At 69.8% G+C, this 24,216-nt stretch carries 18 protein-coding genes and 1 tRNA gene; 4 read left to right on the top strand and 15 right to left on the bottom strand.

Features of this window, described 5'->3' with window-relative positions; genetic code table 11:
• Positions 1–1,226: 1,226 nt before the first annotated feature.
• The 9 genes from ABD093_RS19075 to ABD093_RS19115 all read right to left on the bottom strand — a co-directional run bounded on the left by ABD093_RS19075 (position 1,227) and on the right by ABD093_RS19115 (position 11,383).
• Positions 1,227–1,312 (bottom strand) — tRNA-Ser (locus ABD093_RS19075).
• A 64-nt stretch (positions 1,313–1,376) separates the two neighbouring features.
• The gene (locus tag ABD093_RS19080; RefSeq protein ID WP_193115687.1) at positions 1,377–2,234 is read right to left on the bottom strand and encodes a universal stress protein; all 858 of its coding nucleotides are present in this window, start codon (positions 2,232–2,234) and stop codon (positions 1,377–1,379) included.
• A 141-nt stretch (positions 2,235–2,375) separates the two neighbouring features.
• Positions 2,376–3,218 (bottom strand): LacI family DNA-binding transcriptional regulator, encoded by an 843-nt coding sequence (locus ABD093_RS19085; protein WP_193115688.1) that lies wholly within the window; start codon positions 3,216–3,218, stop codon positions 2,376–2,378.
• The gene (locus ABD093_RS19090; RefSeq protein WP_193115689.1) at positions 3,218–5,905 is read right to left on the bottom strand and encodes a glycoside hydrolase family 2 protein; all 2,688 of its coding nucleotides are present in this window, start codon (positions 5,903–5,905) and stop codon (positions 3,218–3,220) included. Before ABD093_RS19090 ends, ABD093_RS19085 begins: the two co-directional genes overlap by 1 nt.
• Positions 5,902–6,762, bottom strand: coding sequence for an ABC transporter ATP-binding protein (locus ABD093_RS19095; protein ID WP_343926533.1), 861 nt, complete (start codon positions 6,760–6,762; stop codon positions 5,902–5,904). Before ABD093_RS19095 ends, ABD093_RS19090 begins: the two co-directional genes overlap by 4 nt.
• Complete coding sequence (locus ABD093_RS19100) at positions 6,759–7,673, bottom strand: ABC transporter ATP-binding protein (RefSeq protein ID WP_193115691.1); 915 nt, start codon at positions 7,671–7,673, stop codon at positions 6,759–6,761. Before ABD093_RS19100 ends, ABD093_RS19095 begins: the two co-directional genes overlap by 4 nt.
• The gene (locus ABD093_RS19105) at positions 7,670–8,614 is read right to left on the bottom strand and encodes an ABC transporter permease (RefSeq protein WP_343926536.1); all 945 of its coding nucleotides are present in this window, start codon (positions 8,612–8,614) and stop codon (positions 7,670–7,672) included. The genes ABD093_RS19100 and ABD093_RS19105 overlap by 4 nt, the downstream gene beginning before the upstream one ends.
• A gap of 9 nt (positions 8,615–8,623) precedes the next feature.
• Positions 8,624–9,610: an ABC transporter permease gene (locus ABD093_RS19110; RefSeq protein WP_193115693.1), complete on the bottom strand. Its 987-nt coding sequence runs from the start codon at positions 9,608–9,610 to the stop codon at positions 8,624–8,626.
• 78 nt (positions 9,611–9,688) lie between these two features.
• The gene (locus ABD093_RS19115; RefSeq protein WP_193115694.1) at positions 9,689–11,383 is read right to left on the bottom strand and encodes an ABC transporter substrate-binding protein; all 1,695 of its coding nucleotides are present in this window, start codon (positions 11,381–11,383) and stop codon (positions 9,689–9,691) included.
• 215 nt (positions 11,384–11,598) lie between these two features.
• On the opposite strand from ABD093_RS19115, the gene ABD093_RS19120 reads away from it, so the two are divergent.
• Positions 11,599–12,660 (top strand): ROK family transcriptional regulator, encoded by a 1,062-nt coding sequence (locus ABD093_RS19120; protein WP_193115695.1) that lies wholly within the window; start codon positions 11,599–11,601, stop codon positions 12,658–12,660.
• A gap of 6 nt (positions 12,661–12,666) precedes the next feature.
• Here ABD093_RS19120 and ABD093_RS19125 read toward each other — a convergent pair whose 3' ends face one another.
• Positions 12,667–13,626: a helix-turn-helix domain-containing protein gene (locus ABD093_RS19125; protein WP_319021452.1), complete on the bottom strand. Its 960-nt coding sequence runs from the start codon at positions 13,624–13,626 to the stop codon at positions 12,667–12,669.
• Positions 13,627–14,071: 445 nt separating this feature from the next.
• Between ABD093_RS19125 and ABD093_RS19130 the strand changes: the two genes are divergently transcribed.
• The 3 genes from ABD093_RS19130 (at position 14,072) to ABD093_RS19140 (ending at position 19,849) form a co-directional block, all read left to right on the top strand.
• Positions 14,072–16,225, top strand: coding sequence for a prolyl oligopeptidase family serine peptidase (locus ABD093_RS19130; RefSeq protein ID WP_343926539.1), 2,154 nt, complete (start codon positions 14,072–14,074; stop codon positions 16,223–16,225).
• A gap of 129 nt (positions 16,226–16,354) precedes the next feature.
• Positions 16,355–18,466, top strand: a complete 2,112-nt coding sequence (locus tag ABD093_RS19135; protein ID WP_193115698.1) for a S9 family peptidase — start codon at positions 16,355–16,357, stop codon at positions 18,464–18,466.
• Positions 18,467–18,676: 210 nt separating this feature from the next.
• A complete protein-coding gene (locus ABD093_RS19140) occupies positions 18,677–19,849 on the top strand; it encodes an endo-1,4-beta-xylanase (RefSeq protein ID WP_343926540.1) in 1,173 nt (390 codons plus the stop codon).
• Between the two features lie 85 nt (positions 19,850–19,934).
• Here the strand turns inward: ABD093_RS19140 and ABD093_RS19145 are convergent, their stop codons facing one another.
• The 5 genes from ABD093_RS19145 to ABD093_RS19165 form a co-directional block, all read right to left on the bottom strand.
• Positions 19,935–20,837, bottom strand: a complete 903-nt coding sequence (locus ABD093_RS19145; RefSeq protein WP_193115700.1) for an SDR family NAD(P)-dependent oxidoreductase — start codon at positions 20,835–20,837, stop codon at positions 19,935–19,937.
• A gap of 42 nt (positions 20,838–20,879) precedes the next feature.
• Positions 20,880–21,716: a MetQ/NlpA family ABC transporter substrate-binding protein gene (locus ABD093_RS19150; RefSeq protein ID WP_193115701.1), complete on the bottom strand. Its 837-nt coding sequence runs from the start codon at positions 21,714–21,716 to the stop codon at positions 20,880–20,882.
• 55 nt (positions 21,717–21,771) lie between these two features.
• Positions 21,772–22,473 (bottom strand): methionine ABC transporter permease, encoded by a 702-nt coding sequence (locus tag ABD093_RS19155; RefSeq protein ID WP_193115702.1) that lies wholly within the window; start codon positions 22,471–22,473, stop codon positions 21,772–21,774.
• Positions 22,470–23,486, bottom strand: coding sequence for a methionine ABC transporter ATP-binding protein (locus tag ABD093_RS19160; protein WP_193115703.1), 1,017 nt, complete (start codon positions 23,484–23,486; stop codon positions 22,470–22,472). Before ABD093_RS19160 ends, ABD093_RS19155 begins: the two co-directional genes overlap by 4 nt.
• 136 nt (positions 23,487–23,622) lie before the next feature.
• The coding region (locus ABD093_RS19165; protein ID WP_343926543.1) for an ATP-binding cassette domain-containing protein at positions 23,623–24,216 on the bottom strand (594 nt) is incomplete at its 5' end.

Below are 24,216 nucleotides of genomic sequence, written 5' to 3' on the forward strand. Positions count from 1 at the left end.
CAACAAATAAACACGCTATTGAGATATCAAACAACACGCGCACTCGGACTTCCAAGCCGTTAAGCTCTTCGCTCCGGGGCAACTCGTATAACTTAACAAGTTCCGGTTCTTCGTGTCAACTCGGTGCGATGTGACCTGCACCGTATTGAATTTTGAAGAGACCTGCTGTGCGCCTTTAGTTCGGGTTTTCCGGGCTGGCCTTCCGGCCTTTCCGTTTTCCCGTTCTCCTGGGCACAAGGAAGAACATTACGCAGATCCGAAGGTGTCGTCAAGCCAGAACGGGCCCTCTGGAGGGTGACCGTCCCGACACTCTCTCGATTGGGTGGATCGGCCCTGTGTCTGGTAGGCGAAACCTGCGTGTATCCGCTAGTCAGCGCGCTCTTCCGGGGCCCGTCGACTGAGCCGGCGCAGGGGCACAGACGACCCTGCTCCCGGGGAGCGTGGGTGAGCATGCGCTTCGAGGTGCCGGGAGCAATGGAGCTCGCGGGCGGCGGGGCCGCGCGATCCCACGGCGGCGGCGTCTGAGCACGGGGTGGAGAAGCCTCGTCGAGTGAGTATCTGGTCGACACGTGGCTCAGTGCACCGGTGCGGTCTGAGGAGGAGTACCGCGGCGCCGCCTCCGCACCACCTGTACACCTCACCGTTGGGGGAGGTGCTCGGGCGGGCGCGTGCGTGCACGGCGCAGCACTCGGGAAGAGGGGCGTACAGGAAGGGCTCATCAGAAGAGGCGGCGCAGGAGGAGCTCACCAGAGGATGGGCGCGTCACGGGAGGAGCTCTTCCATGGGTGGCCCTGCATGCAGAGGTCGCAAACCCGAGGGCCCGCGGCCTCCGGTGCTCACACGGCTCACACGGCTCACAGTGCTCACAGTGCTCACAGTGCTCACAGTGCTCACAGCCCATTGCCGCGCGACCCACCTGTCCGGTCTTCAGCAGTCACTCCCCTGCTGTCCGGTCCCCCGCTGCCTCGTGCCTGCTGTCCGGTCCCCGTTCGCCGGCCTTCTCATCGGGCCGGTCCGCCAACGGCGTCCGGGTCGCACGAGGCTTCCACCCCGGCGACCGCATCCAGCATCCCTGGCTGGAGACTCGCGTCGTCGCAGGGGCCCTGCCTTCACTGAGCCCATGCCACGGGAGCTGAGGCGCCACCCGTTCGCGCCTCGGCATGACGAAGGCCCCCACCGGAACCGGTGGGGGCCTTCGTGGACCTGGACGATCTCCAGGTCGAGGGCGGTAGCGGCGGGATTTGAACCCGCGGTGGCTATTAACCACACATCATTTCGAGTGATGCACCTTCGGCCGCTCGGACACGCTACCGCCGAACAGCTTAGCGGGCTGGCAGCCCATGGTTCAAACCTGAGGGGCGCAGACGCGAGTCAGGTCACTCGTCGGAGGGCCGTCGCACCACCGCGATGTTCCCCGTGGCGTGCAGAACCGTGGCGTGCGCGGTGGATCCGAACGCCCCTCGGGTGAGGCCACGATGGCCCATGACCAGGATGCGGGCCCCTGCTGCCGCGGTGAGCAGCCCGTCCGCCGCGGACCGACCCTCCAGCATCCTCGTCTCGACCGTGAGCCCGTCGTGCGCTGTTCGGGCACGCTCGGCGGCCTCATCGAGCAGTCCCCGGGATCGGGCACCCCCGTTCCAGGCCTCTGCGACCTGGTCGTACGGCGCATGCTCGTCGTCGCGCACATGCACGATGCGCAGCCTCGAGTCCCAGGTTCCGGCCAGATCAGCGGCTACATCGACGGCCTCGCCGGCAGCCTCGGAACCGTCGTACGCCACCAGGACCGGCCCGCCGACGTGGTGCTCCGACCGGATCACCGCCACGGGACAGCCCGCATCATGCAGGATCCCGCGGCTGACGGAGCCGAGCAGAGCGCCCATCACCGGCCCGAGGCCCCGGGTGCCGACCACGACGAGCTCCGCGGTCTGCGAGAGATCGTCCAGGACGTCCCGCGCGGTGCCGGGGATGAGGTCGGTCTGCACGGTGATCTCGGGGACCAGGAGGGAGACCGTCGCGGCCGCATCCTCCAGCAGCCGTGTCGCCTGGTTGCGTGGTCCCGCGGAGTCCGCCACCGGAAGGCCCGCCAGGCCGCTGCTCAGCAACGGCCAGCTCCAGGCATGCACGATCCGGAGGCCCGTGCCCGAACTCCGGGCGAGATGCGCGGCCCACCGAACGGCCGCGGCGGAGGCCATGGTGTCGTCGTACCCCACGACGATGTTCCTCGTGAAGTCCATGGAACACACCTCCCCGTGCATTCTGCTCGGCGCGACCTGCTCGGTGCCTCCAGACTACGCCGCCCCACCGCGCCTGGCGAGGGCGGCATCTTCCCTCCTGGCGAGGGTGCCGTCACCGCGCCTGGCGAGGGCGGCGTCCCCTCAGCGCGAGGGGCCGGAGAGCGACCCGCGGGCCGTCACGGACGGGGTGTCCTCGACGCGTCGCAGCCGGTCGTGGCGGCCGGCGAGCACCTCGATCGCCACCTCGCCCAGGCTGATCCCCAGCTGATGTGCGCGGTGGCCGAGCACCGCGAGCGGCGGGTCGTGGGTCTGGCAGGCGAGCGAGTCGTCCCAGGACACCAGGGACACGTCCCGCGGGATCTCCAGGCCGAGCTCGGTCATGAGGTCCGCTGCGCCGATGGCCATCGCATCGTTGTCGAACACGAGAACGGTGGGCGGCTGCTCCAGTGAGAGCAGGGAGCGCGCCGCCCGGGCGCCGCTGGCCGCGCTGTAGTCCCCTTCGCCCTGCAGAGAGGGGAGCCCGTGCTGCGCCACGAAGTCCTCATAAGCCTCCAGGCGCCACTGCGAGTGCAGCAGTCGGGCCGGCCCACCGATATGGCCGATCCGCTCGTGACCGCGCGCCCTCAGATCTGTCAGCACGCTCCGCATCGACCCTGCGTTGTCCGTGAGCACGGCGGCGGCTGCGTGGGACTGCCGGAGATCTCCGGCCAGCACATAGGGCAGGCCGACGGCCTGGAGCAGGGGTGGGCGCGGGTCGTCACGGCGGAGATCCTTGAGGATCACCACGTCCACCAGGCGCTGACGTGCCCAGGTGCGGATCACCTCGAGCTCCGCCTCGAGGGTGGCCACCGTCTGGCTGAGCACGGAGCATCCCGCCGGCACCGCGGCCTCCTCGACGCCGCGCAGCACCAGCGTATGGAACTGCTCGAAGCCGGCGGACCACATCGACCGCGGAGCGGGCATCCCGATCCGGCCCGCGGTCATCACCCCACCTGCTCGGCGGCATCGTGCGTGGCACGGCCAGGACCCCGGTCACGGTTCGGGGCGCGATCCCGTGCCCGCGCCACCAGATCGTTCGCGCTCATCAGCACGGTGTTCGCGAGATAGTCCTCCGGAGATCCCTGCCCCGAGGTGCGCACGTGGATCGTGGCGGTCTCTCCGGGCAGCAGCGTCAGCAGCTGCGTCTCCGCGACCGCGTCGGGATCGACCTTGTCGGCGAGCACGCAGAGGTCGCGCACGGTGCTGAGCGCACGGACGGAGATCTCGACCCCGCCCTCGACCTGGGTGGCCGTGGCGGAGTAGGCGTCGTCGGCCAGATCCGAGGCCAGATCCTCGGCGACGAAGTGCACGTGGCGGCCCAGGCTCCCCTCGGCGCCGTCGTGCGCTTCCACGACGAGCACCTGGTCACGGCAGTCAGCGGGCGCGAGCAGGGCCTCCGGCAGCTGGACGGTCGCGGCGGAACGGGCATCCACCTGCAGCGGGAGGGCCTCGACGGCCACGACCGTCCCTGCCAGATCCTGTCGGCGCACCCGGAGCTCCCCGACGAGCGGGGTCGCGCTGTCGTTGACCACGCTCACCACAGGACCGCTCTCCCGGGGCTGGACCGTGATCAGCAGCGGCGCGTAGAGGTCGCGCAGCGCGTACCAGAGCAGCTTGCGACGCCGGTCCCCGTCGACCGCGGCCCAGGAGGTGACCGGCCAGCAGTCGTTGAGCTGCCACACGATCGTGCCGCCGCATCGCGGCCAGTACGACAGGTAGTGCCCGATCCCGCAGATCAGGGCACGGGCCTGATTCAACTGGGTCGCGAAGTGGAAATCGTCGTACCCCTGGACCGCAGGCAGGTGCGGGGCCATGCCGCGGCGGAGCTTGTCCTGCCCGCCCACCGCCTTCTGGTGGGACAGCATCGTCGCGGAGTCCGCCTGCAGCGGGCGCTCGGTGACGGCCCGGGCCACGGTCGCCCAGTTCGCGGGCCCTTGGTACCCGAACTCGGCGGAGAAGCGCGGGATCGTGTCGCGATAGCGCTCGTAGTCGTTGTCCTCCTCCGAGGCCCAGGCCACCCAGTTGTGGATGCTCCCGTGGTCGGGATGGCGGGGCTGGTCCAGCAGCGGCCGCGAGTAGGGGCTGGACGGCGTGAAGCTGCGCGCGGGATCGAGCTCCGCGAGCAGTGCCGGGAAGATCTCCGTGTAATAGGCGTTCCCCCACCCCTGGTCCTCCGGCAGCGTCTCCTTCCAGCCCCAGTGGTAGTAGCCCTCGACGTTCTCGTTGCTGCCGTTCCAGTGCACGAGCGCGGGATGCCAGGCCAGGCGCACGATGTGCTCGCGGGCCTCGGCGATCACCTCGGAGCGCAGCGGCTCCAGCTCCGAGTAGGCGGCGCAGGCCATCGCGAAGTCCTGCCACACCATGATCCCGAGCTCGTTGCACTGGGCGTAGAGCTCCTCGGAGGCGTAGAGCCCGCCGCCCCAGATCCGCAGGATGTTCATGCCGGCGTCGACCGCGTCCGCCACGGCCGCCCGGTAGTCCTCGGCGGTCAGGCGCGAGGGGAAGCAGTCGTCGGGGATCCAGTTGGCGCCCTTGGCGAGGATCGGGGTGCCGTTGACGGTGACGGTGAAGGAAGTGCCGATCTCGTCGGGCAGCTCCACCACTCCGGCCGTGCGGAAGCCGATCCGATGCTCCCGGGCGTCGAGCACGGCTCCGGCGGCATCACGCAGCTCCACGAGCAGGTCATACAGCGGCTGCTCGCCGTAGCCGCGCGGCCACCACAGCTGCGCCTGCTGCACCGCGACCTCCGCGTGAGCGGCGCCCGACGCGACCGGCGCGGAGATCTCCGCCGCGGTGCTGCCGTCCGGCGCGGTCACCTGCAGGCGCACGGTGCAGCCCACGGGGTCGTCTGCCGGAGGGGCCGACGAGCCCGCTGGGGTCGTGCCCGCTGCGGTCTCACCCGTGGCGATCTCGCTCGCCGCGGTGTCCCTCGCGGCAGTGCCTCCCGCCGCGGTGCCTGCCGCCATCTCCAACAGGGCCTCCACGGACACCCGTCCGGTCGTCCCCTCGACGGTGATCTGCGGCCGGGTCTCCCCCAGCCGGGCTCCCGACCACTCCTCCAGCCCGATCGGGCCCGAGATGCCGCTGGTGACCAGCACGGGACCCCAGTCCCAGCCGAAGTTGCAGGCCATCTTGCGGATCGCGTTGTAGGGCAGGTCGTTGCCCACCACGGGGAGCTCGCCGAGCACCTCGATGTTCTCGCGGGCCGTGCGCAGCGGCGAGGCGAAGCGGATCTCGAGCGAGTTCACGCCGTCCCGCAGGGCAGCGGTGACGTCGAAGCGCCAGGAGCGGTGCTGGTTCTGCACCGTGGCGACGACCTCGTCGTTCAGCACCACGGTCGCCGCGGTGTCGAGCTCGGCGGCCACCAGATCCACCCTGTGGGCGCCGCTCGGGGACCAGGTGAACGAGGTCCGGTAGGAGAGGTCGACCTCCCCGGACCAGGCCAGCTCGTGCTCGTTCCGATCCAGGTAGGGATCCGGGATCAGTCCGGCGGCGAGCAGGTCCGTGAGGAAGGTGCCGGGAACGGTTGCCGGCACCTCGGCGACCGCGAAGGGCGCCGGCCCGTCGGTCACGGACAGCGACCACCCCTCATGCAGGTCGCGGCGGGAAATCGACTGGGGCGAAGCGGTCACGTGGTCTCCTCCAGGGCGGCGAGATGATCGGGCATCGGCACTCCGCGACGCGTCGCCTCGGCGAGGAATCGCGGGTTCGTGCCGGGTTCGGGGGCGGCCACCAGCAGCTGCTTGGTGAACTCCGCCTGCGGGTTCAGGATCACGTCGTCGGAGGGCCCCCGCTCCACCACGTCCCCGCGGTACATCACCAGGATCTCATCGGAGAAATGGCGCGCGGTCGCCAGATCGTGGGTGATGTACAGCAGGGCCAGGTTCTCCTCGCGCTGCAGGGTCGCCAGCAGGTTCAACACCCCCAGGCGAACCGAGACATCCAGCATCGACACGGGCTCGTCGGCCACCAGCACGCTGGGTTCCGGTGCGAGGGCGCGGGCGATCGCGACCCGTTGGCGCTGGCCGCCGGAGAGCTCATGCGGCTTGCGGTCGATGAACGACTCCGCCGGGGAGAGGTTCACCCGCTCCAGGAGCGCCAGCGCCTTCTCGCGCACATCGGCCTTGGTGGCCTTGCCGTGCAGCAGCAGGGGCCGCTCGAGGTGGTGACCGATGCTGTGGAAGGGGTTCAGCGAGGCGAAGGGGTCCTGGAAGACCATCTGGACCTCGTCCCGGTACGCCGCCAGCGCCCTGCCGCGCCGGCCCACGGGCTTCCCGTTCAGCGTGATCGTGCCGGAGGTCGGCGTCTCGAGCTGGGCGATCAGCTTCGCGATCGTCGACTTCCCGGAGCCCGACTGGCCCACCAGGGCGACCGTGCGCCCTGGGGTCAGCTCGAAGTCCACGCTCTTGACCGCCTCGAGTCGGCTGAAGCGCAGCCCGTCCCGCAGCAGGTACGTCTTGGTCAGGTCCTTGACGACCAGGGTGCTCATCGGCCCTCCTCCGTATCGAATCCGGCCCGCACGAAGTCGCCGGCTTCCCCCGTGAGGGAGGGGAAGGAGCCCAGCAGCTTGCGGGTATAGGGGTCGCGGGGCTCGAAGTAGAGGTTCTCCGCGGTGTCGATCTCGACGATCCTCCCCTTCCGCATCACGGCGATGCGGTCGGAGATCTCCAGCAGCATCGGAAGGTCATGGGTGATGAAGATGACCGCGAAGCCGAGCTCCTGCCGCAGGCGCAGTATCTCCTGCAGGATCTCCCGCTGGACCACCACGTCCAGCGCCGTCGTCGGCTCGTCCATGATCATCAGCTGCGGGTCCAGGGCGAGGGCCATCGCGATCATGACCCGCTGGCGCATGCCGCCGGAGAGCTCATGGGCATAGGCGTTGATGCGGGAGGGGTCCACTCCCACCAGGTCCAGCAGCTCCTTGGACCTGCTCAGTCGCTCGGCGGCATCCATGTGGGGCCGATGCGTGGTGAACACGTCGCCGAGCTGGGTGCGAATGCTCAGCACCGGGTTCAAGGAGTTCATCGCCCCCTGGAACACCATGGCGACCTTCGACCAGCGGAAGGCGCGCAGCGACTCCCCCTCCAGGGCGAGCACGTCGACATCGCCGCCATCGCGGTCGTGGAAGGTGACGGATCCCGAGGTGATCCGGGCCGGCGGGCGGTGCAGCTGGTTCAGGCCGTAGGCGAGGGTGGTCTTGCCGCAGCCGGATTCCCCGGCCAGGCCCAGGATCTCCCCGCGCCGCAGGGAGAAGGCGGCGTCCTGGACGGCGTGGACCGGGGATTCCACCTCATAGACGACGTTGAGGTTCTCGACGGTGAGGACGGGCTCGCCGAGCTCCGAGCTGCCGCCGCCCCTGCGGTCCTCCTCGAGCGTGGTGCTCAGTGCGGGATCGCTCATGCCATGACCTCTTCCTGCTCTGCCGAGTCGTCGGCCTTGTCGACCTGCTCTGCCTTCTCGGCCTTCTTGACCTGCTTGACCTGCTTCGGGGCGGTGCGCAGACGGGGATTGATGATGCCGTCGATCGAGAAGTTGATCAGCGACAGGCCGCAGCCGAGCAGCGCGATCATCAGGCCCGGCGGCACGAACCACCACCAGGCGCCGAGGGTGAGGGCCTGCCCGTTCTGGGCGTAGAAGAGCATGGAGCCCCAGGTCTGGGTGCCCACCACACCGATGCCGATGAAGCTCAGACCGGCCTCCCCGAGGATCGCCGTGATCAGCGCGAACACGAAGCCGCTGGACATCACCGGCAGCAGGTTCGGCAGGATCTCCACGGCGATGATGCGGTGCGCCTTCTCGCCGGCGATCCGGGCGGCCTGCACGTAGTCGCGGTTGCGGATGGACAGGGTCTGCGAGCGCAGCACCCGTGCGGCGGCCGCCCACGAGGTGATCGCGAGGATGATCGAGATCAGCAGCAGGCCGCGCTGCTGCACATAGGAGCCGATGACGATCATCAGCGGGAGCCCGGGCAGGATCAGCACCACGTTGGTGAACAGGGAGAACACCTCGTCGAGCCAGCCGCCCAGGTAGCCGCCGAGGATTCCGAAGAACGCGGAGAGGAACAGCGCCAGGACCGCGACGATCACGCCCACCATCAGCGAGCCGCGGGTGGCCCAGGCGAGCTGCGCGAGCACGTCCTGGCCGGTCTGGGTGGTGCCGAGGACGTTCTGCGCCGTCGGCCCGTGCATGCCGGCGTTGTCGACCGCGAGCGGATCCGCGACGAAGAAGGGGGCGATCAGCCCGAACAGGGTGATCACGATGACCAGGCCCGCGCCGATCACGAAGGTCGGCGTCAGGAGGCGTCGGAGGCCGGCGAGGCGGCCGGAGGATGTCTGTGCCATGTCTGCTCCTCAGCCCCGTGCCCGGGTGCGGGGGTCGATGATGCCGTACAGCAGGTCCACCACGAGGTTCGCCGCCAGCACCGAGACGGTGATGACCAGGAACAGGCCCTGCATGAGCGAGTAGTCGTTGTTGTTGACCGCCTGGAGCATCGTGTAGCCGATGCCGGGGTACGAGAACACGGTCTCGACGACGATGGAGCCGGAGACCACGAAGCCCAGCGAGATCGCGAAGCCGGAGACGCTGGGCAGCATCGCATTGCGAGCGGCGTACATGACCATGATCCGGCGGGGGTTGAGACCCTTCGCCTCGGCGGTGAGGATGTAGTCCTCGCTGAGGGTGGAGACCATCATGTTGCGCATCCCCAGCAGCCAGCCGCCCAGGGAGGACAGCACGATCGTCAGCGCCGGCAGGAAGCCGTAGTAGACCGCGTTGGACACGAACGGGTAGTCGAAGGCCGGGCGCACCAGCGAGGGGTCGTAGCCGCCGGAGATCGGGAACAGGTCCATGTTCACCGAGAGCACGTAGATGAACAGCAGCGCGAGCCAGAAGTAGGGCACGGCCTGCATGATCGTGGTGGCCGGGATCAACGAGTCCAGCCAGCTCCCGCGCTTCCAGCCGGCGATGGTGCCCAGCACCATGCCGATCACGAAGGTGATCGTCGTGGCCAGACCCACCAGCACCAGGGTCCATGGCAGCGACTGACCGATGATCTGGGTGACGGGCATCGGGAAGTACGTGACCGAGATGCCGAGGTCGCCGGAGAACAGGCTGCCCAGATACGAGAAGTACTCCTGGAGCAGCGGTTTGTCGTCGTCGGCCCCGAGCATGATCTCGATGGAGCGCCGGGTCCCCGGATCCACCGGGCCGCGCAGGGCGAGCTTGGCCAGCACGGCGTCGACCGGGCTGCCCGGGAGCATCCGGGGGATGAAGAAGTTGAGGGTCACCGCGGCCCAGAGGGCCACCAGGTAGAACCCGAGCTTGCGCAGGATATGCACCGTCGTCGGTCCTTTCGTCGTCTCCGGGAGGGACAGGGCGGGGTCGCGCCGCCGGAGCAGCGGCACGACCCCGCACGGTCACTCGACGGGGGTGACGGTCTTCAGGACGATCGAGTTGTCCGGTGCGGACCAGGACATCGGGTAGGCGTACAGATCATCCGCCGTGGGCCAGCCCGTGGCCCGGGAGGTGTTGTACTCGGTGAGGCTCGAGCCGATGAGCAGGGGGATCGCCGGCATCACCTCGACCAGACGCTTCTGGATGAGGAAGTAGTGCTCCTTCTTCACCTCCGGGTCATCGGTCGCCGCGGCGGCATCGAGGGCGGCGTCCACGTCCGGATCGGAGAACCGGGTGATGTTCTGGTACGGGTTCCCGTTCTCGCCCACGGGCACCGTGCTCTCGGTCGAGAACTGGTTGCGGTACGGGTAGTACGGGTCCGGCGCAGGGCCCTGGCCGACGGAGTCGATGACCAGCTGGAACGTGCCCTTGGCCTTCGCGTCGTTCCATTCGTTGACGCTGACCTGCTGCGGGATCAGCTCGATCCCGATCTCCTTGAACTGCTGGGCGAGGGTGTCCAGCGCGGTGACGAAGTCGGACCAGCCGGTGGGGCACGAGACGGTCATGGAGACCCGCACATCGCCCTTGGCGTAGATGCCGTCGGACCCCAGCGCATAGCCGGCCTCCTCGAGCACCTTCTTCGCCTCCTCGGGCTGGGCGTTCCAGGGGGCCAGCTCGATCGACGGGTCGATGAAGTCGGCATCGCGCTCGGGCAGGGCGAAGGACGGAGAGATGTCGGTGCCGAGGTCGAAGAAGGCGAGCTTGGACAGCTGCTCGCGGTCCATCCCGTAGTAGAGGGCCTTGCGCACCGCGACATCCGTCTGCGGGCCCTCGCATCCCAGCTCCGTGTTCGAGGCGGCGAACAGCGCCGCCTGCGAGATGCCGGTGTTGGTGTAGGCGAGGTCGGGATTCTTCTCGACGTGCCCCTCGAGGTTCGGGATCGCGGCGGACATGTAGTCGATGTCCCCGGCCAGCCATTGGTCGGTCGCGGACTGGTTGCCCGACGTGGTGATCGCGCGGAGGCCGTCGATCCCGGGCCGGCCCTCCTCCCAGTAGTTCGGGTTCGCGAGCAGCAGGTAGGACTCCGGGGTGAAGTCGTCGAGCTGGAAGGCCCCGGTGCCGATCGGATCCTCGTTGGCGTAGGTGGCGAGGTCCTCGACGTCGGTGAAGAGGTGCTCCGGGATGATCCAGGTGCGCGCCAGGGCGTTGGGGCCCTCGAGGTAGGAGGACTCGGCGTAGGTGATGACCACGGTCGCGTCATCGGTGGCCTCGGCCGTGGGGGCAGTGCCGCCGTCGTTCAGCGCGTCGGTCTCGCTGACCCTGTTGAAGGTGAAGGCCACGTCGCCAGCGGTGAAGGGCTCGCCGTCGGTCCAGGTCACACCCTGGCGCACCGAGACCGTCAGGGCCGTGCCGTCCTCGTTCCACTCGTAGCTCTCCCCCAGCTGCGGCACCGGCTCCTGATCGATCGGCTTGAGCGGGTTGAAGTAGAACAGCGTCTCGTAGATGAGGCCCTGGACCATGGGGATCACCGAGGGCGAGTGCGGGTTGAGGTTCCGGGTCAGGGTCGCCTCGGTCGCGTTGGTGGTGAGGATGGTCTTCTTCTCACCATCGGCGCCGGCGCCCGTCTCGAGGTTCGAGGTCTGACCGCAGGCCGCCAGGGCGATCGGTACAGCTCCGATCGCGGTGAGTTTGTACAGGTCACGGCGCTTCAGGTGCATCTTTGCTCTCCTTGTCCACGCGTCGTCGCGTGTGCTCGGAGCCCTGGTCGGTCGACAGGACCCCTCTTTCTTCATTCAGTTAATGAAGTAGCCTCAGTGTGCAAATCAAGCGACTCTCCGTCAAGAGGGCCGGGCGGTGCAGCAAGGTCCCAGATAGGTCACGATCCGGGAAGACCGGGAGAATCCGAGATGATCCAGCGAACGAGAGGTGGGAGATGAGCGGCACCGGCGACGGACGACGTCCCACGATGGACACCGCAGTCCTCGAATTCGTCCGCCGGCGCACCGAGACCACCCGGGTCGAGATCGCTCGTGAGCTGGGGGTCACCGCCGCCACGGTGACCAATTCCGTGAAGCGGCTGCTGACTGCCGGACTGCTCTGGGAGAGCGGCCACGCGCGATCGACCGGTGGGAAGCGAGCCACTCTGCTGCGGGTCGACGACTCCGCCCGCCGCGCCCTGGGCTGCACGATCGATGAGGACCGCCTCTCGCTGGTCGCCGTCGACACGACCGGTGCGCTCCAGGCCCGCGTGGTGCTCCCGCTGCAGGATGCGAAGGATCCGATCGAGGTCACGGACCGCCTACAGGAGGGCCTGGCGGCCCTCGTTCCGGGCGACGAGCTGGGAGCGATGACCGGCATCGGGTTCGCGATGCCGGACCGGCTGCCAGGCGATGTCGCCAGGGCGCTCGAGGAGCTCACCGTCGCCCTCGACGTCCGCTCCGTGCGCGGCAAGGAGTCGACCTGCGCCGCACTGGGCAGCTTCTGGAGCGGTGAGCAGAGCGGGTCGGGCTTCTCCGGCACCCTGCACCTGGGATCGACGATGTCGCTCGCGCTGCTGCTGGACGGCATCCCGTTCCGCCCGGACAGCGGTCACCCCCTGGATCACCTGCGCATCGCCCCCGAGGGGCGGCTCTGTCACTGCGGTCGCCGCGGATGCCTCCATCTCGAGGCAGCCCCCTCCGGGATCGCGGACCTGACCCGCACCGCGCTCGCTGCCGCCCAGGGCGACGAGGCCGCCCAGGATGCCGTGATGGCCGCCGCGCTGCCGCTGACCCGCGTCGCGGCCAATCTGGCGATCGCCCTCGGCCTGGACACGATGGTCCTGGCCGGCTCCCCCACCCAGGCGGCCCCCGGGATCTACCTCGATGCCGCCCGGCAGCATTTCGGGGACGACGCCACCACACGCGTGGTCGTCTCCCAAGTCCAGCCCCACCCCTGCGCCGTCGGAGCCGCAGTGCTCGCCCTGCAGACGTTCCTGACCTCCGTCGAGCGCTGACGCGGCTCAGATCCTGTCGGCCCGCCCGTCGGGGCCTTCATCAGGGCTGCCATCGAGGTCGTCGTCGAGGCCGTCCTCGGCACCCCAGGACCACCGCAGTCCGACGGAGCCCGGTCCGAAGCGGGACTCCGCCAGCTGGATGCGATTGCGATGGTCCAGCCGCACCGGGGTGACGGACTCCGCGGTGTCGGTGCGCCGGTAGCGCTCGCAGTGGAGCGGCTTGAGGGGCCCACGGAACTCGGCCTCGAACAGCACGTCGTGCGCCCGTCGGGCGAGGCTGTAGAAGGTGCCCTCCATGGCCGTCGCCTCGGAGTGGGTCACCACGCGATAGCCGAAGGTCGCGACCTGGCCCGCGTCCAGACGCCCGTCGACCATGAGCTCGACGCCGTAGGTGCGACGATCCGGCCAGCTGACCCGGCGGCCGATGGTGCACCCGTCGAGCGGCTCGTACTCCGGCGCGACGTTGGCCTCGGAGGGGTCCAGGATGTGCACCGCAGGGAGACGGCAGATCCCCGACTCCAGCGCGCGCACCGTGACCCGGGAGACGATCTCCTGGCGCCGCGACGAGGAATCGATGATCGCGAGCTGATGGAATACCCGCTCATGCGCGTACTGCTGCGGCGACTCGAAGCCCAGCTCCAGCAGCGCCCCTCGGAAAGCACTCCTCCCGTCGTCCTCCTGTCCGATGAACTTGGTGCGCTGCACGGCACGGCCCACGAGCCGGGGCCCGCCGACGAGATCCGCCAGGGAATCCGGCGCCATCCCCAGGAGCTCCTCCAGCGCCGCGATCACCCCCAGGGACTGCTCGCCGCCCGGGAGGCTCCGACCCGAGCGCCAGTTGCTCAGCGTGGCCACGCTGACCGGTCGGTTGCTCGCCCGGAGTCGCTGGGAGATGCCGGTCAGGGAGAGACCGCTCCGCTCGATCGCGCTGCGCAGCGCTCGGGCGTACCGCTCATCGTCGTCCACTAACCCCTCCTCACGAACCAGAAGCTGCATCACTGCTGGTCAGCGGGGGCCTCGGGAGTGTTCCACACCTCCGGGCTCCTCACCATTCAATATTTCAGACATACCTGTAAAACACCGAGCGTAACGTCCTGTGCACTGCATCACCCTCCCGATCCGGTTGCGATCCGGCGACTATCGCGAGGGCTTTCCCGGCCATCGGCTTGACATATCGAAAGGGGTGGATCCACTCCATGGAGACGTTCCCTCTCACGGCGAGGACTGCACGTCTCGTCCTGCGGCACCCGTTATCGGGACTGTACGCCGAAGGTCGGACATCTCGGGCGGTATCGGGCTTCCCGAGCGCGACCCTCCACTCTTCTCAGAACATCCACGACGGCCCCGCCGCTCCCTCCCGGACCGCGCGCGTCCGTCGTCGTGCAGGACATCGACTGGAAAGCCGGAACAGATGACTCAGGACATGATCGCCCCCGCCGCAGCTGCGCCCCATGCACTCGGCCGGACCGTCGCGGCGCCCCTCGCGACACGCCACTCCGAATCCCGGACCGTGCACGGCGACACCGCTGTCACCTCGTACGGGTGGATGCGCGACCAGCACTCCCCTGAGACCGTCGCCCACCTCGTCGCGGAGAACGCCTACACGGATCAACGCACCGCGCACCTCGACGGCCGACGCTCGACACTCCTGCGGGCGCTGACCGAGACCGACCGGGACGTCGACCTCTCCGCCCCTGTCTACTCCGGGGGCTGGTGGTACATCGACCGACCGACCACCGGCGCGGACTCCCGCGGTGCGGACCTCAGCTCCGACGCCTCCCTGTCGCGAGTGCGGGCCACCGCCGCTCCGGAGCTGCGCACCGTGCCGGTCATCCGGGACGGGGTGCCCCTCGAGGGCGAGGAGGTCGTGATCCCCGACCGCCAGCTGGTCGTGGGCCTCGCACTGTCCACCGGTCACGACCTGCTCGCTCGGGCCGACGCCTCCGTCGGCGGCTGCGACATCACCGTCGTCGACCTCTCCACCGGCGACGTCGTGGACCGCGCCGTGCAGCAGGCCGGGCCGGATCTCGCCTTCTCCCGCGACTCCCGCTGGCTCTTCTACACGCAGCTCGACGACATCGGCCGCCGCCATCAGGTGCGCCGCCACCGGCTCGGCACACCGGCCGCCGCGGACGAGATCGTCCTGACCGAATCCGATCACTGGGCCGAGCTGAGCATGGCTCGCTCGCGCGATACGTCGACGCTGCTGATCAGCTCGGTCTCGACCACCGCCTCCGAGACCTGGCTGCTGGACCTGGACGACCCCACCGGGGCCGCCAGGTCCGTGACCGGCCGCCACCACGGGGTCCACCAGGTCATCGAGCACGCCGGCGACCGCCTCCTGGCCATCCGACAGGGCGAGGTCGGCGGCAGCGTGCTCTCGGTCGCGCCGCTCGCCGGCACCGACGGCCTGGCCGATGCCACCCCCCTCCTGACCGCCGCAGAGGGCGAGCAGTTCGACGCCGTCGAGGCCTTCGAAGGCTTCGTCGCGCTCCAGGTGCGCACCGGCGGCCTCCCCGGGGTGTGGATCCTGCCGCGACTGACCGACGGGTCCTTCGACATCGCGGCCCTGCGCGCCGTGGACCACGGCGGCGAGCTGGACGCCCTCCACCTGGACGCGAACCCGTCCTGGTCCCAGCGCACGCTCCGCTATCGCCTCGACAGCCTCCGCACGCCGGCGACCATCGCCCAGCTGGACGTGGCCACGGGCGAGACCGAGGTGCTGCGCCGGGCCGCGACGCCCGGCATCGATCTGGGCCGGTACCTCGAACGGCGTCTCTGGGCGACGTCGGCGGACGGCACCCAGGTCCCCATCTCCCTCCTCGCCCGGCACGACGTGGCCACCGATGGCACGGCTCCGGGCATCCTCTACGGCGAGGGGGCCTTCGGCACCTCGAACGATCCACGGCTGCTGCCCGGCGCGCTGGCCCTGGCCGATCGCGGACTCGTCGTCGCCGTCGCCCACGTCCGCGGTGGGGGCGAGATGGGACGGGACTGGCATCGGCGGGGCCGGCTGCTGCACAAGGCCAACTCCTTCGACGACTTCGTGGCCTGCGCGGAGCACCTGGTCTCCCAGGGCTGGGTCGCGCAGGACCGCCTCGGGGCGCTCGGTCAGGGCTCGGGCGGCCTCCTCGTGGCCGCGAGCGCGAACCGTGCTCCTGACCGGTTCCGGGCGATCGTCGCCGGGGCACCCCTGGTAGATCCGCTGGAGACCCTCCTGGACCCCGAGGTCATGCTCACCCTCGAGGAGTGGGCGGAATGGGGCGACCCCGCCGGCGACGAGCAGATCTATCGCCGCCTGCGCAGCTACAGCCCGGCGGAGAACATCCGTGCGACCGAGTATCCGGCCGTGTTCGCCTGGACGTCGCTCGACCACCAGGAGGTGCTTGCCGCCGAGGCCGCCATCTGGGTCGCCGCGCTGCGTGCGCGGGTCACCTCGGATCCGCAGGAGCGGCCCGTGCTGCTGCGCTGCGTCCCCACGGCCGCCGCCGACGCCTCCGCTCTGCAGGCCGAGTCGATGGCATGGCTCCTCGATCAGCTCGAGGTCCCCGAGGTCTCGCACTGACCGCCCGCTGGTCCCCCGCCGGGAGGCGGCGCCGACGACGTCGTCGCCTTCCGTGCGGTTCCTCGGCGCTGCCCTCAAGGCTGCGGCGGCACTGTGCTCGCTGCTCCGCGGCGCGGCTACGCTCGATCCATGACCCGTGAACTTCCGTCGGCCCCGCAGCCGCCCCACCGTCCCATCGAGCGCACCCACCACGGCGACACCGTCGTGGACCCCTATGAGTGGATGCGCGACAAGACCGACCCCGAGGTGATCGCTCACCTCGAGGCCGAGAACGCCTACGCCGACGCGCGCACCGCCCACCTCGCGGATCTCCGCACCACGCTGGTCGACGAGTTCGTCGGCCACACCCAGGAGACCGACCTCAGCGTGCCGGTGCGCCGGGACGACTGGTGGTACATCACCCGCACCACCGCGGGCGACGACTACCCCGCCTTCACCCGCGTGCCCGATACGGGATCGCTGCCGCAGGTCGAGCCCGGGGCGTTGCTCGAGGGCGAGCAGATGCTGCTGGACGCGCAGGCCGAGGCCGCGGGCGCCGAGTTCTACTCGCTCGGCGGCCTCGCCCCCTCCCCCGACCACGCCCTGCTCGCGTACGCAGTCGACACCGCCGGCGATGAGCGCTTCACGATCCGGGTCAAGGACATCGCCTCCGGGGAGATCCTCGACGAGGCCGTCACGGATACCGGCTACGGCCTCGCCTTCTCCGCCGACCAGCAGTGGCTGTTCTACGCGCGGGTGGACGACGCCTGGCGCCAGCACCAGATCTGGCGGCATCGCCTCGGCACCTCCGCGCAGGACGACGAGCTCGTGCTCGAGGAGCCCGACGAGCGGTTCATGATCGGCTTCGACCGCTCGCGGGATGGCTCCACCCTGATCATCCAGGCCGGCTCCACCTCCACCACCGAGGCGTGGCTGCTGGACCTCACGGATCCGACCGCGGCCCCCGTGCCTGCGGGCGGCCGGCGCGAGGGCGTGGACTACGGCGTCGAGCACGCCGGGGACCGCCTGCTCGTGGTCCACAACGACGACGTCCAGGGCTTCGCGCTCGCCCAGGCCTCCCTCCAGGACCCGACGACCTGGGAGGACCTGCTGGTCGCGGGCGAGGGAGAGCGGCTGCTCGCGGTCGAGGCCTTCGCCTCCTTCGTCGCCCTCGAGCTGCGCAGCGCCGGGCTGGCGGGCGTGCGGCTGATCCCGCGCGCGGCCGACGGCTCGCTGCTCGTCGAGCAGGCCGCCGACCTCACCCACGGCGGCGAGCTGGACACCGTCGAGCTCGACACGAACCCCGGCTGGGACAGCACCACCGTGCGCTACCAGCTGACCAGCATGCTCACTCCGACGACCGTCGCCGAGCGGGACGTGCCCTCCGGCGAGACCACGGTGCTGCGGGTGACTCCGGTGCCGAAGTACGACCCCGAGCTGTACGTGGAACGACGCGAATGGGCCACCGCGGAGGACGGCACCGCGATCCCGCTCAGCGTGGTGGCCCGCAAGGAGGTCGCAGCCGACGGCACGGCGCCTGGCTACCTGTACGGCTACGGCTCCTACGAGATGTCCATCGACCCGTCGTTCGTCCCCACCCGGCTCCCGTTGCTGGACCGCGGCGTGGTCATCGCGATCGCGCACGTGCGCGGCGGCGGCGAGATGGGCCGCGACTGGTACGACCACGGCAAGATGCTGGAGAAGAAGAACTCCTTCAGCGACTTCGTGGCGGCCGCGAAGCACCTCACCGACTCCGGACTCGTCGCCGCGGATCGGCTCTCCGCGGAGGGACGCAGCGCGGGCGGTCTGCTCATGGGCGGCATCGCCAACCTCGCCCCCGAGCGCTTCCGCGCGGTGATCGCCGGGGTGCCCTTCGTGGACACGCTCACCACGATCCTGGATCCCTCCCTGCCGCTGACCGTGGGCGAATGGGAGGAGTGGGGCGACCCGCTGCACGATCCGGCGGTGTACCAGTACATGAAGGAGTACACGCCCTACGAGAACGTGCAGGCGGCGGACTACCCCGCGATCTTCGCGTCGACCTCCCTCAACGACACCCGCGTGTTCTTCGTGGAGCCCGCGAAGTGGGTGGCCCGCCTGCGGGAGACCGTGACCAGCGATCAGGCCGCGCGGCCGATCCTGTTCCGCTGCGAGATGGTCGCCGGGCACGGCGGCCGCTCCGGCCGCTACCGCAAGTGGGAGCAGCGGGCCGACGAGGTCGCCTGGCTGCTCGACCAGCTCGGGGCGACCGAGCTGCTCTGAGGGCGGGCCACCGTGGCTGGCTTCGGGGCCAGCCTCCGGGGCGGGCCTGCCGAGAGGGCGGACCGGCCCCATAGGTGCCCGAAAGTTTTCAGAGCGAACTGATCACCGACAAGGGAATCCTTGCTCTTGACGACTGTGTGACGCCTGCCATACGCTCACAGAACCCGAAACGGTACGAAATATTTCGCATTCTGAGTCACAGGAGACGTCATGAAGCGCCGCCAGATCCTCACCGCCGGAGCGGTCACCGCCGCCGCCACCCTCTCTGCCGGAAGTGCCGCCTCCGCAGCCCCGGCCGGAACCGGGAAGAAGCCCGGGAACGGGCAGAAGACCCCTCCGGGGCTCGCCAAGAAGGACAACCTGGCCTGGGCCGCCAGGTCGTCGATGAAGATCGGCACCGCCGTCGCCGGCGGCGGGCACCACACCGATGATCCGGACTCACCGTCCTCCACCGAGGCCGCCGCCTACGCGGAGGTCCTGAACCGGGAGTTCAGCTCGGTCTCCGCCGAGAACCAGATGAAATGGGAGTACCTGCACCCCGAGCGGGACACCTACGCCTTCGAGGACGGCGACGCGATCGCGTCGTCCGCCCAGCAGAGCGGACAGGTCGTGCGCGGCCACACCTTGTTCTGGCACAGCCAGAACCCCACCTGGCTCGAGGAGGGCGACTTCGGCGCCGAGGAGCTGCGCACGATCCTCAAGGACCACATCGACACGGTGGTGGGCCACTATCGCGGAGACATCCAGCAGTGGGACGTGTGCAACGAGATCTTCACCGAGGAGGGGGAGCTGCGCGAGAACAACATCTGGCTCCGCGAGCTGGGCCCCGGCATCATCGCCGACGCCTTCCGCTGGGCGCGCGCCGCGGATCCGGGCGCCCTGCTGTTCTTCAACGACTACAACGTCGACGGCATCAACCCCAAGTCCGATGCCTACTACGCGCTCATCCAGGAGCTCCTCGCCGAAGGCATCCCGGTGGACGGCTTCGCCACCCAGGGGCATCTCTCCACCCGCTACGGCTTCCCTGCGGACCTCGCCGAGAACCTCCAGCGCTTCGCCGACCTCGGGCTGGAGACGGCGATCACCGAGCTCGACGTGCGGATGGATCTGCCCGAGAGCGGGCGGCCCACCACCGAGCAGCTCGAGAAGCAGGCGGAGTACTACCGTCGCGTGACCGAGGCGGCCGTGGCCGTGGACGGCTGCAACTCGCTGACCCTGTGGGGCTTCGCGGACTCCTACTCGTGGGTCCCCGGCACCTTCCCGGGTGAGGGCGCCGCGACGGTCATGTGGGAGGACTTCACCCGCAAGCCCGCCTACTACGCCGTGCAGGACGCGCTGGCCGAGGGCAGCGGGCGGGCCGGTCACCCGGCGCTGCGCCGCTGAGGCACTGCGGCACTGCGGCACTGCGGCACTGTCCGTCCCCGCACCCCTCTCCCAGCGGCGGCTGCCTGATCAGCGGGCCATCCGGTCAGCTGACCAGGTAGCCGCCGTCGACCGGGATCTCCGCGCCGTTGACCATCGAGGCGGCGTCCGAGGCGAGCCACACTGCCACGTCGGAGACCTCGCGGGGCTGCGCGAAGCGGGCCTGCGGGATCCGCGCGAGCATCGGGGCGGCCTTGGCCGGCTGCTCGCCCCACACCGTCTGCCCCATGTCGGTGAGCACCACGGTGGGACAGATCGAGTTCGCCCGCACCCCGCGGGAACCGAGCTCGAGGGCGAGGGTGCGGGTGGCCATCACCAGCCCCGCCTTCGCGGTGCTGTAGGCATAGTGCTCGGCCAGCGGGCGCAGCGCGGCGGCCGAGGCGATCGTGACGATGGCCCCGCCGCCGGCCTCCGCCATCGCCGCTCCGGCGCGGGCGGCGAGCAGCGCGGGGGCGCGGAGGTTCACGCGGAGCGTCTCGTCGAAGTGGGCGGTGTCCAGCGCGTCGACCATCTCGGGATGGGAGAGGCCGGCGTTGTTCACGAGCACGTCGAGGCCGGTGGCTCCGGCCCCTCCGTCGACCCGTCCGTCGGCCCCTGCGGTCTGTGCGAGCAGGGCGGAGGCGTCGTCCCAGAGGGTGTCGGGGACGTCCGGGTCGGCGAGGTCCGCCGCGAGGACCGCGATGCGCACCCCGTGCTCGGCCGTGAGCTGTCGAGCGGTCTCCTCGAGCGTCGCGGCGTCACGCGCGGTGAGCACGAGATCAGCGCCGGCCGCGGCGTAGGCGCGGGCGATGTCGGCGCCGATCCCCCGGCTCGCCCCGGTGATCAGGGCGCGACGCCCCGCGAGGGGGCGCTCAGGCGTCTGGAGAGCTGCCGCGGGGCCGGCAACGGGGCCAGCAGGCGACGGGCGGCCGACGGAGGAGGGGCCGGAACCTGGCTCGATCGATGTCATCGACCCAGGTTACGGCCCCTCGGGGCGAGCGCGCGGGGTGGCTCAGAAGGCGGGGATGACGCCACCGGCGTAGGTGTCTTCGATGAACGTGCGCACGTCCTCGGAGTGCATCAGCTCCTCGAGCTTCTTCAGCGCCGAGTTCTCCACGTCGGCAGTGCGGATCGCGAGCAGGTTCGCGTACGGGTTGCCGTCCGGAGACTCGAGGACCAGGGCGTCTTCGGCGGGCTTGAGATCCGCCTCGAGCGCGTAGTTGCCGTTGATCACAGCTGCCGCGAAGTCGCCCTTGGTGCGAGGCAGCAGGGCCGGATCGATCTCGGAGAGATTCAGCGACTTCGGGTTGTCGACGATGTCGTCCTTCGTCGCGTCGGTGGGCTCGATGCCCTCGGTCAGGGTGAACAGGCCCTGCTCCGCGAGAAGCGCGAGTGCACGTCCACGGTTGGACGGGTCGTTGGGGACTCCGATCTCATCGCCGTCAGCGAGATCGTCGAGGCTGGAGAGGGAGTCGGAGTAGATGCCCAGCGGCTCGAGGTGGACGGGCTCGAGGGCGGTCAGCTCGTAGCCGTTCTCCTCGATCTCGGTATCGAGATAGGGCTTGTGCTGGAAGAAGTTCGCGTCGACCTCGCCGTCGTTCAGCAGACGGTTCGGGATCGGGTACTCCGTCTGCTCCTGCAGGTCGAGCTCGAGGCCCGCATCCGCGGCGAGGTTGTCCTTGACGAAGGTCAGGATCGCCATGTGCGGCACCGGGGTCGCGGCGATGCGGATCGTCGTGACACCGTCCTTCTCCTCCAGTGCGGTGTCGTCCCCGCCGCAGGCGGCGAGGGTCAGAGCGGCGAGACCCGCTCCGGAAGCGAACAGGGTACGGCGGCTGAACGTGCTCATGAGGGGTCCTCCTGGGGACGGGGTCGGGGAGTGGGGAGGGATATCGACGCGTGGTTCACGCGGTGCGAGCGCGGTGGTCGACGGCTGTGGCCAGGCGGGACCCGAGGAGCTGCACCAGGATCACGATGATGACCAGCAGGACCACCGTCGCGATGATGACCTCGGTCTGGTAGCCGGTGTATCCACGGTTGTAGGCGAGCTGGCCGAGGCCGCCCGCGTTCACCGAGCCGGCCATGGCGGTGTAGCCGATCACGGCGATCGTGGTGGTGGTGATCGATCCGATAATCCCGGGCAGGGCTTCGGGGATAAGCACCTGGCGGATGATCTGCCACCGACTCGCACCCATCATCTGCACGGCCTCGATCTTCCCGGCGGGAATCTCCCGCAGGTTCAGCTCGAAGAGCCGGGCGGCGAAGGGCACAGCGGCGATCGTCAGGGCGATCATCGCCGCGTTGGGGCCCGTCGAGCGCCCGGTGACCGCCGAGGTGATCGGGATCAGCGCGATGATCAGGATGAAGAACGGAAAAGAGCGCAGCACGTTGACGATGAAGCCGACGACCTGGTTGACGGTGCGCACTGGGCGCGACGTCGACCCGTCGGTCTCGAACAGTGCCACGCCGAGCGGGAGGCCGAGCACCACGGTCAGCGCCATGGTCACTGCCGTCATATAGAGCGTGATCAGGGTGTTCTGCCAGAGGCCGTCCTCCCAGCGGTGGAACAGCGGGTTCTGCAGCCACTCCTGAAGGGTGTCCATCATGCCGTCACCTCCTTCGCGACCACGCCGGCCGCCTCGAGCTCGGTCAGGAACTCCGCCAGGCCCTCGGCGGAGATCGGCTGGTCCGAGCGGTTGCGGAGCGCCAGCTGGACACGGCCCACCTGACGGCCGCCGAGCGTCTCGATGGTGCCGGCGACGATCGTCGCCTCGGCCTCATAGGTCTCGGCGAGGCGCACCAGATCGTCGCTGGTGCGGATCGTCGGCGAGTCGCCGTAGTCGCAGTTGACGATGAGGGCGTTGATACCGGTGGGCGCGGGGGGCAGAGGGATCAGCTCGGCCGACAGCGGCCCGTGCGGATCCGCCGCCACGTCGACCAGGTCGCCGGTCTGGGTGATCGCGCCGTTCTCGAGCAGGGTCACGGTGTCGCAGACCTCGCGCACCACGGCCATCTCGTGGGTGATGATCACGACCGTGATGCCGAGGCGTTCACGCAGGTCGGCGATGAGATCGAGGATCTGATGCGTGGTGGTGCCGTCGAGCGCACTGGTGGGCTCGTCGCACAGCAGCACCTTGGGCTCCGCGGCGAGGCCGCGGGCGATGCCGACGCGCTGGATCTGGCCGCCGGAGAGCTGTGCGGGGTAGTTGTGCTCCCGGCCCGAGAGGCCCACGAGCTCCACGAGCTCGGCGACGCGACGCTCGCGCTGGGCGCGGGGCACCCCGGCGATCTCCAGCGGATGGGCGATGTTCTGGGCGGCGGTGCGGGAGTCCAGCAGGTTCGCGTGCTGGAACACCATGCCGATGTTGCGTCGGGCGGCGCGCAGGGCCTTGCCCTCGAGGGCGGCCACGTCCGTGCCGTCCACCTCGACGCGCCCGGACGTGGGCTTCTCCAGCCCGGTCAGACAGCGGATGAGGGTGGACTTGCCCGCACCGGAACGGCCGACGATGCCGTGCACGCGCCCCGGTTCGAGGTGGAGGTCGATCCCGCCGAGCGCGACGACGGGGTCTCCCCCGCCGGGTGCGGGAAAGACCTTCGTGAGGCTGTCGAGTGTGATCACCTCCGAAGTGAATCATTCGGACACGCCGAGGCCGGAGTACTTGTTCATCTGACGAAACACAGCTCACAGACCAGCGGGGACGTGTGTGCACGGCGTCACGTCGGCCCGGTGGCCCGAAGGTCCGGTGGCCCGGCCTCTACGCGCGCTGCCGGGCCACGCGGGACTCGTCCCAGACCGGCACGTCGGACTCGTAGACCTCGCCATCGGCGCCGAACACCACGAAGCGGTCGACGTCGCGCACGAACCAGCGGTCGTGCGTGACCGCGACGACGGTCCCCTCGAAGGCGGCGAGCGCCTGCTGGAGGGCGTCGGCCGATTCGAGGTCGAGGTTGTCGGTGGGCTCGTCCAGCAGCAGCAGTGTGGCGCCGCCCAGCTCGAGCAGGAGGATCTGGAAGCGCGCCTGCTGACCGCCGGAGAGCGAGTCGAAGGTCTGCTCGGCGGCGCGGGCGAGCTCGTAGCGGGCCAGCACCCGCGCCGCCTCCTCCTGCGGCTTCCCCGCTCGATGCTCGTCCCCGCGATGCAGGATCTCCAGGAGCGTGCGTCCGGCGAGGTCGGAGCGGCCGTGGGTCTGCGCGAACCAGCCCGGGCGCACCCGTGCCCCGAGCCGTGCCGTGCCCGTGTGCTCGACAGGATCGATCGGCACCTCGGAGACCGGCAGATGCTCGGGAGCGAGTTGAGTCCCGCATAGTGGTGTAGCGCGGTGGCCCCGTGATCGTCTCTGACGAGGACG

Source organism: Brachybacterium tyrofermentans (genome assembly GCF_039526165.1).
GTDB classification, from domain to species: domain Bacteria; phylum Actinomycetota; class Actinomycetes; order Actinomycetales; family Dermabacteraceae; genus Brachybacterium; species Brachybacterium tyrofermentans.